Origin of the sequence: Mycobacterium triplex, from assembly GCF_000689255.1 — a bacterium.
Lineage (GTDB): Bacteria > Actinomycetota > Actinomycetes > Mycobacteriales > Mycobacteriaceae > Mycobacterium > Mycobacterium triplex.
The window spans coordinates 796,123-809,793 of sequence record NZ_HG964446.1 but is presented as its reverse complement, the minus strand read 5'-3'; the positions used below and the strand labels follow the sequence as shown (position 1 = coordinate 809,793).

The following is a 13,671-nucleotide window of genomic DNA, read 5'->3' as shown; positions in this document are numbered from 1 at the left end:
GCGAAGTCGGAGATCGGGGCGGTCACTGCAGCGGAGAGGGCGGTAGGGCCTGCAGAATCGAGTCTTCCCAGCCGTCGCGCAAGGCCGGCGCCACGCTCATCCAGGTGACGATCTCGGCGGGCGGGCTGTCCTTCCACGAGGGGTAGTGGTTGGCGAAGCAGTCCCAGCCGCCGTCCAGCGCCCAGTAGTGGATGACCTCGTTGAAGCGGAACGTGGTGGTGAACGAGCCCAGCCAGCGTTTCCCGGTGCGCTCCGACCACGGCACGTACAGCCGTTCCAGCTCGCGGATGTAGTCGTCCTGGCGTCCCGGCTTGGTCTGCATGATCTCCTGAATCACCAGTGGTGCAGTGAAATTCGCTTCGCGCAGTTGGGCCAGGGTTTTGTTGCTCGGGCCGGGGTACATGATCCGCCCCTCCCCCGAGGCGCCGATCTCGGCCAGAAACGCCGACCACTTGCCCGCCGCGGCTTCGTGACTGCCGCCGCGGGCCTGGGCCGCGCCGATCCGCGCGTAGTCGGAAAACCCGTCGATCTCCCAGATGACCGTCACCTGCGGCCAGTGGCCGTTGTACGGCGTGGTTTCCCACATCGCGAACAGCCGGGCGCCCAGCGCGTCCATCATCGGCTGGTAGGTGTCGGTGAAAACCTCGGTGAAACGGTCGCTCAACCCGGATCCCAGCGAGATCGTCTCGTGCAGGTAGAGCAGGGTGTGACCGTAATACTTTTTCATCAGTCGAGCCGGGTTGTCTCACACAGCAGCGTCTCGGTTGGCTCGACCAAGGCGGACGGGATCCCCGCTGCCGCAAGGGCGTAGCCCTTGAACTTGCGCGCGGCGGTCGAAAGCACGTGCTGGGCTCGGGTCATGCCGCGGTTCACGCCCAGCGGCCAGCCGTCACCCCACAGCGCGACTTCGGTCAGGCGGTCCTCCAACGACTTGAGCACCTTGTCACGTACTCGGGGATCCGCGCTGAACGCCTCGGCACTGACGGCCAGTGTGTGACTCGTGGAGCCCATCGCGGTGGGCACGAAGTCGGATTCGGTGTCCATCACCGCCACGCCGAGGATGCGCAGCGGGCGGGTGTCGCAGCTGCCCGGCAGCAGGACGGTGACCTCCCACCCGGCCATCACCCGGTCGTAGAGCCAGCCGCCGGCCGAGTGCACGACGTCGACGGCGCTGCCCGCCACCACGTCTAGTCGATACCGCAGACACTCGCCGTTGCCGCGGGTGGGCCGTCCTGGACCAAGCCGCCCGCTCTGGCTGATGTCGAACGTCGGAGTGACCATCAAATCCGTTCCTCACCGCCACACCGCGGAGTGCGTTGGCTCCAAGGCAGCTGCAGCGCTTGTCATGGGCTTCCCAAGGGCTGACGCCGCCTCACACAGCGGGTGACGCGGCTCATGCCACAGCGTGACACTTCCGCCGAAATTTGTAAAGCTTCCCGTGAGCGGTCAGGAGCGGCGGCGGGCCTCCAGCTCGGCCAGAATCTCGTCGGTGTGCTGACCCAGTTGCGGGGCGGCGGAGCGCGGCGCCCACGGCGTGCCGTGGAAATCCGCCGGGGTGGCCACCATCGCGATACTGGACTCTCCGTCGGGAACGTCGACGATCCCGCCCGCGGCATGGAACTGCTGGTCGGCCACGACGTCTTCGAGGGAGTTGATCGGCGACCAGAAGAAGTCCGGTTCGGCCGCAAACGCCTGCGCCCATTCGTCCAGTGAACGGGTCGCGAAGATCTCGTCCAACTCGGCGATCAGCTCCGGGCCGTTGACGAAGCGGGCGGCGGCATCGCGGTAACGCGGGTCGTCGAGCCATTCGGGGTGGCCGACGACCCGGCACAGCGGCGGCCAGTGCCGGTCGCCTTCCAGGCCGACGATCCAGAAGCGCCGCCCGTCGCCGGCGGCGTAGTTGTTCATGCAGGGGTTGCCCATCGTTTCGCGTTGGCCGATCGCGATCGGCTGGCCGGTCAGCAGATAGGTGTTGAGGTCGAAGCTGACGGTGTAGGCGCCCTGGCGGTACAGCGAGGTGGTTACCAGCTGACCGGCCCCGGTGCGCTCGCGGGCCAGCAGCGCCGCGCAGATGGCTGCGGCCAGGGTCATGCCGGCCGAGTGGTCGCCCATACCGCCACGCTGGAACGGCGGCGTCTGGCCGGGCCGGGTCAGCAGGTGGGCCACCCCGGCGCGCGACCAGAACGCGGCCACGTCGTAGGCGGCCCGATCGGCGTCGGGGCCGGCCTGCCCGTAGCCGGTGATCAGGCCGTAGACCAGCCGCGGGTAGCGGGCGGACACCGACTCGAAGTCCAGGCCGAGGCGCCGCAGCGCGCCGGGGCGGACGTTGGTCACGAAAACGTCTGCGCCGGCCAGCAATTCGAAGGCGGTCTCGCGGCCCTCGTCGCCTGTGAGGTCCAAGACGATGCTGCGCTTGGAGCGGTTGTCCAGTTCGAATGGCGGGTTGACCCCGAGGTCGCAGCCCAGCATCCGGCCGAACATGCGGCCCGGGTCGCCGGCCGGCGGTTCGATCTTGATGACGTCGGCACCCCAGTCCGCCAGGATGGCGCTGGCGGCCGGACCGGCCACCCACACTCCGAGCTCGACGACTTTGAGGCCCTCCACCGGTCCTGCCATGGCTACGTTCCTACTCCGTGGCTCGACCGGGCCGCGCACATGCCCCTGCCGGCGCGCGGTCAACTCGCCTTGCGGTGCTCCCGGCGCACGAAACGGCCGTCGTGGTCGAACTCGGACCGGTTGGCGTTGACGTAGTCGGCCACGGTCATCGGCCGGTGCCCGCCGATCACCTCGACCAGGTTGTTCTCGCCGGCAAAGATGCCGTCCTGGTAGTCCCGGGCGACGCTGCTGATGTGCTGCACGAAGAATTCCGGGAAGCCCGCCACGGTCAATCCGGCCGCGAAGGCAGGGATCGAGACCGGCTCGTAGCGGACCGCGAATCCGAGCGTGTCGGCGATTTCGTCGGCAATCCGGTAGTGGTCGAGCTCGCGGGCACCGACCAGCGGGTAGACCTGGCGGTCGTGGGGCGCGGGGTTCTGCAGGACCGCGGCAATCACCGCGGCTTGGTCGGAGCCGGAGATGGGTGCGTGGCGGCCCTCGCCGAAGGGCAGCCGTAGCACGCCCTCGTCGTCATTGCGCTGCCATTGCCATTTCAACCACTCGGCGAAGAAGGTGGGACGCAAGTGGGTGGTTTTGAACGCCGCGCGGTCCAGCAGCCGCTCGGCGATCCAATGATGCTGGGCCGCATTGCTTTTCGCCTCCCGGCGAGCGGAGATCTGCGACATGTTGACCACCGCGTCGACGCCGGCCTCACTGGCGGCCTGGGCAAAGATCGCGGTGGCGGGCAACAGGGTACCCGGCGCGATCGGACAGCAGAAGTAGGCGGCGTCGACACCGGTCATGGCCGAGCTGACCGAGCGGAAATCCAGCAGATCGCCCTGCACGATCTCGGCACCCAGGGCGGCCAGCGCGTCGGAGCCATGGTCGATGCGGTGCACGAAGGCGCGGACCCGATGGCCGGCTTCGCGCAGAATCTCGACGGTGGGCGCCCCGGTGTTGCCGGTCGGCGCGGTGATCAGGAACAGCTTTCCGTTCGGCATCTCGACTCCTAATTTCTGACTAACGATATCGTTATTCAGATCAAAGCACGGTATGCTGACTAACGCAAGCGTTATTCATAGGAGAGCCAGGTGGAGTTCGAAAAGCGGCTGCAGGATCGGCAGCAGTGGTCGGTCAACGATCGCTGCTCGATGTCCAAGGTGCTCGACTTGCTCAGCACCAAAACCACGTTCCAGGTGCTTCGCGAGTTGTTCTTCGGCACGACGCGTTTCGAGGACTTCGTGCAGCGGACCGGGGCGTCGGCTCCGGCGGCGTCGCGGGCGCTCAAGCAGCTGGAGGCCGCGCAGATCGTCACCCGCGTCCCATACCAGGAGCCGGGCAGTCGCGCCCGCGACGAATACCGGCTGACCGAGGCCGGGGAGGATCTGTTGCCGGTGTTCATGTCGCTGGTGCAGTGGGGCGACAGCTACCTGCAAGACGGGCCGGCCCCGCTGGCGTTCATCGACGCCGACACCGGCGAAACCCTCGCCGTCCGTGTGACGGCCGAAACCGGCGCCCCGAAGAAGCGCTCGACGGACATCGAGATACGCGGTCACAGTGCCGGGCGCCGGCGCTAGCCTGGGCATCATGACCCTGGTGGCCGGACGTGGTCCGCTCAGCAGCGACCCGGCGGGCCGGTTCTGTCCCCCGCTGCCCGGCGGCGTCGTCTACATCGAGCCGCATCCGCGCCGCGTCCAGGCGTTCAAGGACGGGCGCCCGGTGATCGACACCGAGCAGGTGCTGATGGTGCACCGGCAAGGCCAACCGCTTAGCTACCTGTTCCGTGCCGATCAGGTCGGGGATCTGCCGGCCGAACCTGAGCCGGAGGCACCGGGTTTCGTTCACGTGCCGTGGGATGCCGTCGACACCTGGCTGGAGGAAGGCCGCGAACTCGTTCACTACCCACCGAATCCGTATCACCGCGTCGACTGCCGCCCCACCGGGCGACACCTGCGGGTCAGCGTCGCCGGCCGCACGCTGGTGGATACCGATGAGACCGTGATCGTCTTCGAGACCGCGCTCGCGCCAAGGCTTTACGTCGATCCCGCGCACGTGCGCACCGATCTGCTCCGCCGCTCGGAGACGACGAGCTACTGCAACTACAAGGGTTACGCGACGTACTGGTCCGCGGGTGACATTAAGGACATCGCGTGGAGCTATCCGGATCCGCCCCCGGAAAGCTTACCCATCAAGGGTTTTCTGAGTTTCGACGACGCGCGCGCCGAGGTGCTGGCCGAACTGCCGCACTTTGAACACCGCGAAACTGTACCTGGCAACACATTTTCCGAGTAGCGTCGTCGGTAGTTGCAGTCACGCGGCGAAGATCAAGAGTGTCGTCCCAGTTTCAGCTCGTGCTGGGCGATCATGTTGCGGAAGACCTCCATGGTGCCGCCGTAGATCCCGGCGGGCACGCCATGCCGGAAGATGAACTCGACGGCGCCGTCGTCCGCGGAACCCGTTGTGTCGGTGGGCAATGCCGATGCCGTGCCGAGCATATCCATCAATTCCGGTGAGACGTCACGCATGGTCTGGATGAGCGCCACACGCCCGTATATCCCGGGAGTCGACAACGCCGCCTCGATGCGGGCCATGCAGCGTCCGAGCCGGTATTTGATCGACTCGTCGTCGACCGGGCGCCGCCCGTTCTCGTCCGGTGTGGCCAGGACCGCCGCGACTCCGTCGGCCGCCTCGGCCATCAGGTGGCCGTGCTCCGACATCATCGAAACATTCTGCAGGCCATGGTCTTGCGCGTCGGTAATGCCGTGCTCGGCGTCGAGGGCGAACCGCATCACCGTCCAGCCGCCGTTGACCTCGCCGATCCGGTAGCGGTCGTCGACTCGCACGTCGCTGTAATAAACGATGTTGGTGCGGTCGCCGTCCAGCGTGCGGATGCCCTGGATCTCGATGCCCTCCGAATCCAGCGGCACCAGAAACATGGTCAGGCTCTTGTGTTTCGGCGCCTGCGGATCGGTGTTGGTGAGCAGGAAGACGTACCTGGCGTTCTGCGCATTCGAGGTGAACATCTTGGAGCCGTTGATGACCCACCCGTCGCCGTCCCGCACGGCCCGGGTCTTGCAGGTCGCCACGTCGGAGCCACCCTCGGGCTCGGTGTAGCCCAGGCACAACCGGATCTCACCGGCCAGCACGCCCGGCAACACCGCGTCGACGAGTTCGGGCGCCCCGAATTGTTGGACCAACCGTGCGACGACCGCCGTGGTGCCCCAGTGGAACCACGGCGTGTGGGCACGGCCGATCTCGAGGTGAAAGATCCGACGGCGCACCGGATCGAATCCGCCTTCGGACTCCTGTTTGAAATCCGACGCCAGATAGCCCTCTTTGGCCAGCGCCAAATGCACCGGCTCACTGAAGTTTTCACCTGTCTCGCGATCACGCCGCAGCACTTCGTCGGTGACGTGCTCGGCGATGAACGACCGGGTTTGGTCGAAGAATTCCTGGTCCTCGGCCGAGAGGTCGACGTACGAGAAGTCCATTACGCCGCGTCGATTACCAGGGTGCGGAAACGGTCCAGGGTTTCGAGCACGTGCGCGATGCTGTCGCCGGGCAGATGGACGCTCGTCCAGGTCACTCCCAACTTCGCCAGCCGGTCCAGGCCCTCGAGGTAGGCGTCGGCGTTGAAGTCGTCCTCGGTGATGCTGCCACCCTCGAAATTGGCGAAGGTGATGTCGATTGCCGACCAATCCCGGCCCGCCGCATCGCAGCGACGCCGCAGATCGTCGATGGCCACCGACAGCTCCTCGGTGGAGGTGATCGCCGCGGTCCCTGCCGTCTGGGCCAGCCGGGGCGGGGCGGGAAAAGGGCACCAGCCGTCACCGTACTGCGCCACCCGCTGCCGGGCCGTCGTGGTGTTGCCACCAATCCAGATCGGCGGACTGTCGACGGGCCGGGGATGCGCGGTGATGCCGCGCGCAGTGAAATGCTTTCCCTCAAACGTGATGTCGTCGCCGGTCCAGACCGCCCGGATCACTTGCAGGGATTCCTCGAACAGCTCGGCGCGCTCGTCATAGCTGACGCCGAGCGCCGCGAACTCTCGCTTGAGGTAGCCCACACCGACCGCGAGCGTGAAGCGGCCGCCGGACAGCAGGTCCAGTGTCGCCGCGGACTTGGCCACCACGAACGGATTTCGATACGGCAGCACCACGATGTTGGGGATCAGCCGCAGCGTTGACGTGGTGGCGGCCGCGAAACCCAGTGTGACAAAAGGATCTAACGCGTCGTGCCCGCCGGCCTGAAGCCACCGCTGCGAGGGTGCGGGGTGATCGGTCAGGCCGAAGCCGTGGATGCCGGCCGCTTCACAAGCCGCTGCGACCTTCCCGATGCCGTCCCCACTGACCAGCTCCGGGTTGTAGGGGTGGGTGTGCATCGGGTGGGTGATCGTGAAGCGCATCGGTGTTCCCAGCCGTCAGAATCGGGCGCGCGAGTCGATCGCGGTGTCGCTGGTGCGCAGCGGCCGGATTAGCGCCTCCTGCGCGAACGAGGCCAACAGTTCGCCCTCCTCGGTGTGCACGGTGCCGCGCACGTACGACATGCCCGCCCCGACCTGGGTGCTCTCGTGGGTGTACAGCAGCCATCCGGTCCAGCTGACCGGTTCGTGGAAGGCCACCGAGATGCTCATCGGCGCGGTGGACACGGTCAGGTGTGCCTGGGCCGTGCCGATGCCCTCATGCGCGCGCATGGTGGTGGAGATCCCGAGATGGCCGGTGAAGTACGCCAGCAGGGCCTTGGCCAGATCGTCGCGGGTGGGGATCGGGTCATAGTGCAACCACGCGTACAGCTCCGGCGGCCCGACCTCGTCGGGACTGTTGACGTCGACGACGTCGACCAGGCGCAGCTCCCGACCGACCATCGGCATCGGCGAGTGGTTGGCATCGGCGGGCGCGGCCACGTCGGGCCTGGGCAGCTGGTGGCGGATGACGTCGGGAGTCGGCACGTCGGCCAGCACCGTGATGCTCAGGCAGCGCCGCCCGTTCTGGTGCACGGCGACGACCGCGGTGGCGGTGGAACGGCCCTCGGACACCACGTCGATGGCCAGCTCGATCGGCGGGCCGACGGTCACCGCGCGCGAGAACACCGCGTGCGCCGAGCGCACCGACTTGTCCGGGAAGCGTTTGGCCACGGCGACGATCGCCTGGGCGAGCACCTGGGTGCCCTCCACCACCTGGCGTTCGTCGCCAACGGCGATGCCGGTTTCGCCGGTGAACCGGTCGTCGCCGTCGGACTGCACGTCAAACAGATCCAGCAGGCCGGCAACCGTCCATTCAGTCTGCTCAGATTCCGTGGTCAAATCCGATCCACCTCTCGCGTCGGGCAGCTTTCGGCTCAGCGTGACACTTTGCGTAGGATTTGTAAAGCTTGGCTAACAAGACTCCGGCAAGCACTCCGGGCAAGACAATGGAAAGCGCAGAGAGGCAACGCAATTGGGTATCGTGACGAGCACGTCAGAGACCGCGTTCACCCAGTCCGCAGAGACCGTGTACGACTTCGTCACCAACCCGCAGAACTGGACCAAGACCTATCCCGGCAGCGTGCACATCGGCAAACTGCCGCCGCTGCCGCTCAAGGTCGGCGACACCTGGGAGGAAGCGGGTCCCGACGGTGACCGGGTCTTCACGTGGCAGCTCGCCGTCGCGGTGCGCCCCATCCAGTTCGTGTTCACCTCGATCGGGCGCCTGGGACATGACCGCGACGGCCGGGGCGGCTTGGAAGGTCGCATCACGGTGTCCTACCGGTTCAGCACGCCCGGCCAGGACATCACGCTGTTTTCCCGCACCATGACCATTGAGGCGCCCAAGCACGCCCCGCTGCCCGACAAGCTGTTCGAACAGGCCAACCCGGCTCGGATCGACGCCTATCACGAGGCTGTCGCGCGAGAGCTCGCCCGGGCGGGAGATTGACACCAGCGCCGGCATTGCATGACACTTCTGCGGTGTTTTGTAAAGGCCTGAGCCGATGATCCCCGAGCCGCTGGCCAACGGGTTCTGCTTCGGCGAAGGCCCCCGGTGGTTCGAGGGCCTGCTGTGGTTCTCCGACATGCTCGGCGAAGCCGTCCACACGTCGACCCTGGGCGGGGCGATGACCACGTTGCCGCTGCCCGGGCGCTCGCCGTCGGGCCTGGGTTTCCGCCCCGACGGGTCGCTGCTGATCGCCTCGACCGAAGACCGGCGGGTGCTGCGCTACGACGGGGAAACCGTCGTCGAGATCGCCGATCTCACTCCCCTGGTCCAGGCCAACCTCGGCGACATGGTCATCGACGACACCGGGCGCGCCTACATCGGCTCCCAGGCCCGAACCGGCGGCGTCATCGTGCGCCTCGATCCCGACGACAGCGCCACCGTCGTGGCCTCAGACCTCGACTTTCCCAACGGCATGGTCATCACGCCGGACCGCACGACGTTGATCGTCGCCGAATCGATCGGCCGCCGGCTCACCGCCTTCACGATCGACGACTCCGGCGCGCTGGGCGACCGCCGGGTCTTCGCCGAGGGCCTGGACGGACCGCCGGACGGCATCGCCCTGGACGCCGAGGGCGGTGTGTGGACATCGATGACGCTGGCTCACCAATTCGAGCGGATCGTTGCGGGCGGCGCCGTCACCGACCGCATCGACATGGGCGAGCGGGTCGCCATCGCCTGCGCGCTCGGCGGCCCCGAACGTCGCATCCTGTTTCTGCTGTCGAGCACGGACGCCTATCCTCAGCGGCTGGTGGGCACCAAACTCTCGCGGCTGGACGCCGTGCAGGTTGCCACGCCCGGCGCCGGGCTGCCCTGAGACACCCGAGGGGGAGACACGTGACCGACTCCTACTACGAGCTGATCGATGACGCCGATGCGTTGGGCGAGAAGTTCCGGGCGACCGACCTGGCCCGCGGCACCTGGTCTGCGGCCATCCAGCACGGCGGCCCGGTGTCGGCGCTGCTGGTCCGGGCGCTGGAACGCTGCGAGCGGCGCGACGACACCCGGCTGTCACGGGTCGTGATCGACCTGCTGGGCGGGGTGCCGGCCGACGGCGACATCTGGGTACGCGCGCACGTGCAGCGCGGCGGCAAACAGATCGAGCTGGTCACCGCCGAGATGCTGGCCCCCGGCCCCGACGGCCAGCCGCGACCCGTCGCGCGTGCCAGTGGCTGGCGGCTGCAGCAGCAGGACACCCGGGCCGTCGCGCACGCGGCCGCGGAGCTGCCCCGGCCCCGCGCCGAAGCCCGCAACCGCAACCTCAAGGCCAAGGAGTGGGACCGCAACTACGTGCACAGCCTGGAGTGGCTGTGGCTGACCGTGCCGCTGAAGCCGGGCCCGGGCGAATCGTGGATCAAGCCGGAGGTGGATCTGGTCCAGGGCGAGACGATGACGCAGCTGGAGCGGCTGTTCGCGGTGGCCGACTGCGCCAACGGCATCGGCAGCAAGCTCGACATCACCAAGTGGACGTTCCTGAACACCGATCTGGCGGTGCACGTGTTTCGTGTTCCCGACGGGGAATGGGTCGGCATTCGGGCGGAGACCAGTTATGGGCCGGACGGCATCGGGACGACGATCGGCACGTTGTACGACGAGCAGGGCGCGGTCGGCGCCATCCAGCAGTCCGTGCTGGTGCGCCGGCGCCCGCCCAAAGCCTGACGGGGGACAGCGCAGATGTGGCTAGTTCGGCAATACTTCGTAAAGTCTCAGATATGACGCACCCGGCCGCCGCGATGACCATGACCGAGGCAGACACCTCGACGCGTCAGCGGATCCTGTTGGCGACCGCCGAGGTGCTCGGGCGCAACGGCAAGACCAAGCTCAGCCTGTCCGAGGTCGCCACCCAGGCCGGGGTCTCGCGCCCCACGCTCTACCGCTGGTTCGCGTCCAAGGAGGAGCTGTTGTCGGCGTTCTCGCAGTACGAGCGCCAGCTTTTCGAAAGCGGTTTGGTGCGCGCCACCGCGGGGCTCAAAGGCTACGACAAGCTCGACGCCGTGCTGCGCTTCATTGTCGAGTACCAGCATTCGTATTCGGGTGTGCGCATGGTCGACGTCGAACCCGAGCACACCATCGCCCAGTTCGCCCACGTGATCCCGCAGATGCGCGACGGTCTGCAACGGCACCTGCCCGGGCCCAACGCCGCGGTGAAGGCGGCGACCGTGATCCGGATCGCCATCTCGCACTACATCGTTCGCAGCGACGACGCCGAGCAGTTCCTGGCCCAGCTGCGCCACGCCGTCGGCATCAAACCGACCGCCGACTGACTTCTCCGCGAAACTGTATTCCGCTACCGATTTCCCGAGAAGACCCGTCGCGGAATACAGTTTCGCGACGGAATGTGTCAGTCGAACAGCACGGCCGCGTTCAGGTAACCCGTCGGGTCCAGCGCCGCCTTGACCGATCGCATCGCCGCAATATCGGTTGCCGCCCTTGACATTTCGAGGTAGGCCCGCTTGCGGCTGCCGACACCGTGCTCGGAGCTGACGTTGCCGCCGCACTGCGCGATGAGGTCCATCATGGGCCCGTAGAGCGCCTGCTCTTTCTCCGGCGGCACGCGAAGCACGTTGAGGTGCAGATTGCCCTCCCCGACATGGCCGAACAGCACCGGCACCGCGTCGCTGACCCGCTCGCGGATCAATGCGACCGCATCCGCGGCGAACCGGGCGATCGCCGCCAGCGGCAGTGACACGTCGAACTTCAGCGGCGGCCCGTACACGCCCAGCACCTCGGCCAGCGATTCGCGGACCCGCCAGAGTCGTTGCTGGGCAGCAACATCCACGCCGACTGCGGGCTCGGCGGACATCGGCGCGTCGGCGAGCAGGTCGGCGAGCCGCTCGGTTTGGTCGTGATCGGCGGCCAGCTCTACCAGCAGCAGCCAGGCCGCCTCGACCGGAGCACCGAACCCGAGATGCTCGGCGGTCAGCGCGCCGGCGCGGCCGTCGATCAACTCGAGCGCGGCGATCCCGTCCACATCCCGGAAGCTGCGGCCGGTGGCGATCAGCGCGTCGAGATCGTCGAAGCCGCACACCGCGGTCACCCGATGCGAGGGCGTGGGGTGCAGCCGCAGATCCAGTGCGGTGATCACACCGAGGGTGCCCTCGGCGCCGACGAACAGTGCGGGCAGGTCGTATCCGGTGTTGTCGCTGCGCACCAGGCTGTGCCGGCGCAGCAGCGACCCGTCGGGCAGCGCCACGTCCAGGCCGACGACCTGCTCGCCCATGTTGCCGTAGCGGACCGTGCGCAGCCCTCCGGCGTTCGTCGAGGCCATGCCGCCGACCGTCGCGGTGTCACGGGCGGCCAGGTCCACGCCGAACACCAGGCCCGCCGCGGTCGCGGCGTGTTGCACAGCGGCCAGCGTGGCTCCGGCGCCGACCGTGATGCGGCGTTCGGCGGTGTCGACATCGCCCAGCGCCGCAAGCCTTTCGGTGGACAGCAGCACGTCGTCGTGCTCCGGAACGGTGCCGGCCACCAGTGAGGTGCGACCGCCCTGCACGGTGACGTGGGCTCCGGCGTCACGGCACACCCGTAGCACCTCGGCGACCTGCTCGGCGGACTCCGGACGCACCAGCGCACTGGCCCGGCCCCGATAGCGGCCGGTGTGGTCGACGCTGCGCCCCTCGAGCACGTCGGGGTCGGTGACGACGTGCTTGGAGCCGACGATCCCTTTCAGGTCGGGCAAACTGCCTGGCATGTTGGCGGTTATAGCACCCGCCGGCGGCTGCGCGTCAGACCGGCTCGTAGGACCTCGAGGATCACGCGATGTCGGAGTGGCCTCGAGGACGAGATGAGGCAACGCCGTTCGATCAGGACGTTTCCTCCCACCCGTTCCGCGGCGCGGGAGTCGGTTTGACGCTACGCTCGATTACTGTCGGGTTGCACGTAATCCGTCCCTACGCAATCCCTTTGTGCGACAATGTGATTCGGATACTGGCAGGTTCGTCAGCAGGTCGCGTCAATCTCGAAGGACGCTGGAGGACCGGATGGCTTCGAACGGTATTCAAGATTGCTGTACGGCGTAGCTTTACCGGTGATCGTATAGGTGTTGCCGGTCTTGGCGACAGTCGCGGGCCCGGTCTGCGTCTGGTCGTTCTGCGCCCACATCCACCCATCCGCATACGGGTAGTCCGCGATGGTAACGCCGATAACCTGTTGAGCGTCGCTGCTGACCTGGACCTGCGCGTGGTCCACGGTGATCCAGATCTGGTTCGGCGGGTGGTTGTTTGGGTTGGCATTGTTTTCGCAGCGAACCGTCGTGCCCGGCCCGATGGTCTTGCCATTCACGGCGACCTTGCCGCCAGCGGCGTGAGCCAGCGGGGCACAGGCGATGCCCGCCGCCAGCACGGCGGGCACGGCCAGCCTCCCTAGCATTGCGGGTTTTCCCAAGTGTCGGGTGCTTGCCCTGAACCTGCCGGCAGTGCTGAGCATGATCTTCATGGGCTTAACTCCTTTTCGTTTCATCGTTGGCCGGCGAGGTGCTGGTCAACACAAATGGCGCGGCTGGTGGGCAACTGGTACTGATCGCAGTCCGGGTAACCCGTTGACGGCAGCGACCTTCTGGCGGGCTGTTGGCCCTCGCAGATCGCAATGGCGTTGCCGTCGCCGCCGTTGGCCTGGATGCAGTTCTTGCACTCCGCGGACATCTGCGGCGGCTGCGGGATCACACACGGAACGGCGTTCGCCGGTGATGCGGCGATTATTGCCGAGAACGGCACCGCGAGCAGGGCCCCGGCCGCCGTGATGATTACCTTCCTCATGATGTCTCTCCTATTCGTATCTGCTGTGGTCACACGGCAGCACTGGCTGGGGAGGCTGCGGAAACGTCTTTCCCATGTCTTTGCAGTAGGGGCACGTGTTCCAGGGGTGGTTGTCGCAGTTGTCGGATTTGGCCTGGTGGAATGGGTCCTCGCAGGTGCGTTCGCCGTTGGGGGCGTACGCGCAGGTGGGCGCGGCGTGCGCGGGGGCGCTGACCGCCATCGACAGCGCCACCAGAGTTATGGCCGCCGCAACCGACCCAATTCGACGGTGATCGATTCTCACGGGCTTAGCTATTTGACGACCGAGACTCGTCGGGCCCTGAACGCCGTGTAACGATTTCATTTTTGACCCC

17 protein-coding genes are annotated in these 13,671 nt (G+C 67.1%); 6 read left to right on the top strand and 11 right to left on the bottom strand.

What is annotated here, in order from left to right; all coding sequences use genetic code 11:
- Positions 1-22 precede the first annotated feature (22 nt).
- From BN973_RS03730 to BN973_RS03715, 4 genes are all read right to left on the bottom strand, one after another.
- On the bottom strand, positions 23-727 hold the full coding sequence (locus BN973_RS03730) for a hypothetical protein (RefSeq protein ID WP_036465993.1): 705 nt from the start codon (positions 725-727) through the stop codon (positions 23-25).
- Complete coding sequence (locus tag BN973_RS03725) at positions 727-1,281, bottom strand: hypothetical protein (RefSeq protein ID WP_036465991.1); 555 nt, start codon at positions 1,279-1,281, stop codon at positions 727-729. Before BN973_RS03725 ends, BN973_RS03730 begins: the two co-directional genes overlap by 1 nt.
- Before the next feature lie 165 nt (positions 1,282-1,446).
- On the bottom strand, positions 1,447-2,616 hold the full coding sequence (locus BN973_RS03720) for a CaiB/BaiF CoA transferase family protein (protein WP_036465990.1): 1,170 nt from the start codon (positions 2,614-2,616) through the stop codon (positions 1,447-1,449).
- A 59-nt stretch (positions 2,617-2,675) separates the two neighbouring features.
- Positions 2,676-3,596 (bottom strand): NAD(P)H-binding protein, encoded by a 921-nt coding sequence (locus tag BN973_RS03715; protein WP_036465988.1) that lies wholly within the window; start codon positions 3,594-3,596, stop codon positions 2,676-2,678.
- 150 nt (positions 3,597-3,746) lie between these two features.
- On the opposite strand from BN973_RS03715, the gene BN973_RS03710 reads away from it, so the two are divergent.
- Positions 3,747-4,172 (top strand): winged helix-turn-helix transcriptional regulator, encoded by a 426-nt coding sequence (locus BN973_RS03710; protein ID WP_084163571.1) that lies wholly within the window; start codon positions 3,747-3,749, stop codon positions 4,170-4,172.
- Between the two features lie 10 nt (positions 4,173-4,182).
- Positions 4,183-4,887, top strand: coding sequence for a DUF427 domain-containing protein (locus BN973_RS03705; protein WP_051641528.1), 705 nt, complete (start codon positions 4,183-4,185; stop codon positions 4,885-4,887).
- 32 nt (positions 4,888-4,919) lie between these two features.
- Here the strand turns inward: BN973_RS03705 and BN973_RS03700 are convergent, their stop codons facing one another.
- Genes BN973_RS03700 through BN973_RS03690 form a run of 3 tightly spaced genes read right to left on the bottom strand, consistent with a single transcriptional unit; the run spans position 4,920 to position 7,897 of the window.
- A complete protein-coding gene (locus tag BN973_RS03700; protein WP_036465986.1) occupies positions 4,920-6,086 on the bottom strand; it encodes an acyl-CoA dehydrogenase family protein in 1,167 nt (388 codons plus the stop codon).
- Positions 6,086-7,000: an LLM class F420-dependent oxidoreductase gene (locus tag BN973_RS03695; protein WP_036465985.1), complete on the bottom strand. Its 915-nt coding sequence runs from the start codon at positions 6,998-7,000 to the stop codon at positions 6,086-6,088. The genes BN973_RS03700 and BN973_RS03695 overlap by 1 nt, the downstream gene beginning before the upstream one ends.
- 15 nt (positions 7,001-7,015) lie before the next feature.
- Positions 7,016-7,897 carry an acyl-CoA thioesterase gene (locus BN973_RS03690; RefSeq protein WP_036465983.1) on the bottom strand — a complete coding sequence of 294 codons (882 nt, stop codon included), beginning with the start codon at positions 7,895-7,897 and terminating at the stop codon, positions 7,016-7,018.
- A 133-nt stretch (positions 7,898-8,030) separates the two neighbouring features.
- Between BN973_RS03690 and BN973_RS03685 the strand changes: the two genes are divergently transcribed.
- The 4 genes from BN973_RS03685 to BN973_RS03670 are packed head-to-tail and all read left to right on the top strand — an operon-like array spanning position 8,031 to position 10,828.
- Positions 8,031-8,507 carry an SRPBCC family protein gene (locus tag BN973_RS03685; RefSeq protein WP_036465981.1) on the top strand — a complete coding sequence of 159 codons (477 nt, stop codon included), beginning with the start codon at positions 8,031-8,033 and terminating at the stop codon, positions 8,505-8,507.
- Between the two features lie 55 nt (positions 8,508-8,562).
- Positions 8,563-9,381, top strand: coding sequence for an SMP-30/gluconolactonase/LRE family protein (locus tag BN973_RS03680; protein ID WP_036465979.1), 819 nt, complete (start codon positions 8,563-8,565; stop codon positions 9,379-9,381).
- A gap of 20 nt (positions 9,382-9,401) precedes the next feature.
- Positions 9,402-10,223: a thioesterase family protein gene (locus BN973_RS03675; RefSeq protein ID WP_036465976.1), complete on the top strand. Its 822-nt coding sequence runs from the start codon at positions 9,402-9,404 to the stop codon at positions 10,221-10,223.
- 53 nt (positions 10,224-10,276) lie between these two features.
- Entirely contained in the window at positions 10,277-10,828 is a 552-nt protein-coding gene (locus BN973_RS03670) for a TetR/AcrR family transcriptional regulator (RefSeq protein ID WP_036465974.1), read from the top strand.
- A gap of 77 nt (positions 10,829-10,905) precedes the next feature.
- On the opposite strand, the gene BN973_RS03665 is transcribed toward BN973_RS03670, so the two are convergent.
- The 4 genes from BN973_RS03665 to BN973_RS03650 form a co-directional block, all read right to left on the bottom strand.
- The gene (locus tag BN973_RS03665) at positions 10,906-12,255 is read right to left on the bottom strand and encodes an FAD-binding oxidoreductase (RefSeq protein WP_036465973.1); all 1,350 of its coding nucleotides are present in this window, start codon (positions 12,253-12,255) and stop codon (positions 10,906-10,908) included.
- Positions 12,256-12,503: 248 nt separating this feature from the next.
- Positions 12,504-12,998, bottom strand: coding sequence for a lipoprotein LpqH (locus BN973_RS03660; RefSeq protein ID WP_169718173.1), 495 nt, complete (start codon positions 12,996-12,998; stop codon positions 12,504-12,506).
- 20 nt (positions 12,999-13,018) lie between these two features.
- The gene (locus tag BN973_RS03655) at positions 13,019-13,318 is read right to left on the bottom strand and encodes a hypothetical protein (protein ID WP_036465970.1); all 300 of its coding nucleotides are present in this window, start codon (positions 13,316-13,318) and stop codon (positions 13,019-13,021) included.
- Positions 13,319-13,328: 10 nt separating this feature from the next.
- Positions 13,329-13,601: a hypothetical protein gene (locus tag BN973_RS03650; protein ID WP_139830050.1), complete on the bottom strand. Its 273-nt coding sequence runs from the start codon at positions 13,599-13,601 to the stop codon at positions 13,329-13,331.
- Between the last annotated feature and the right edge of the window lie 70 nt (positions 13,602-13,671).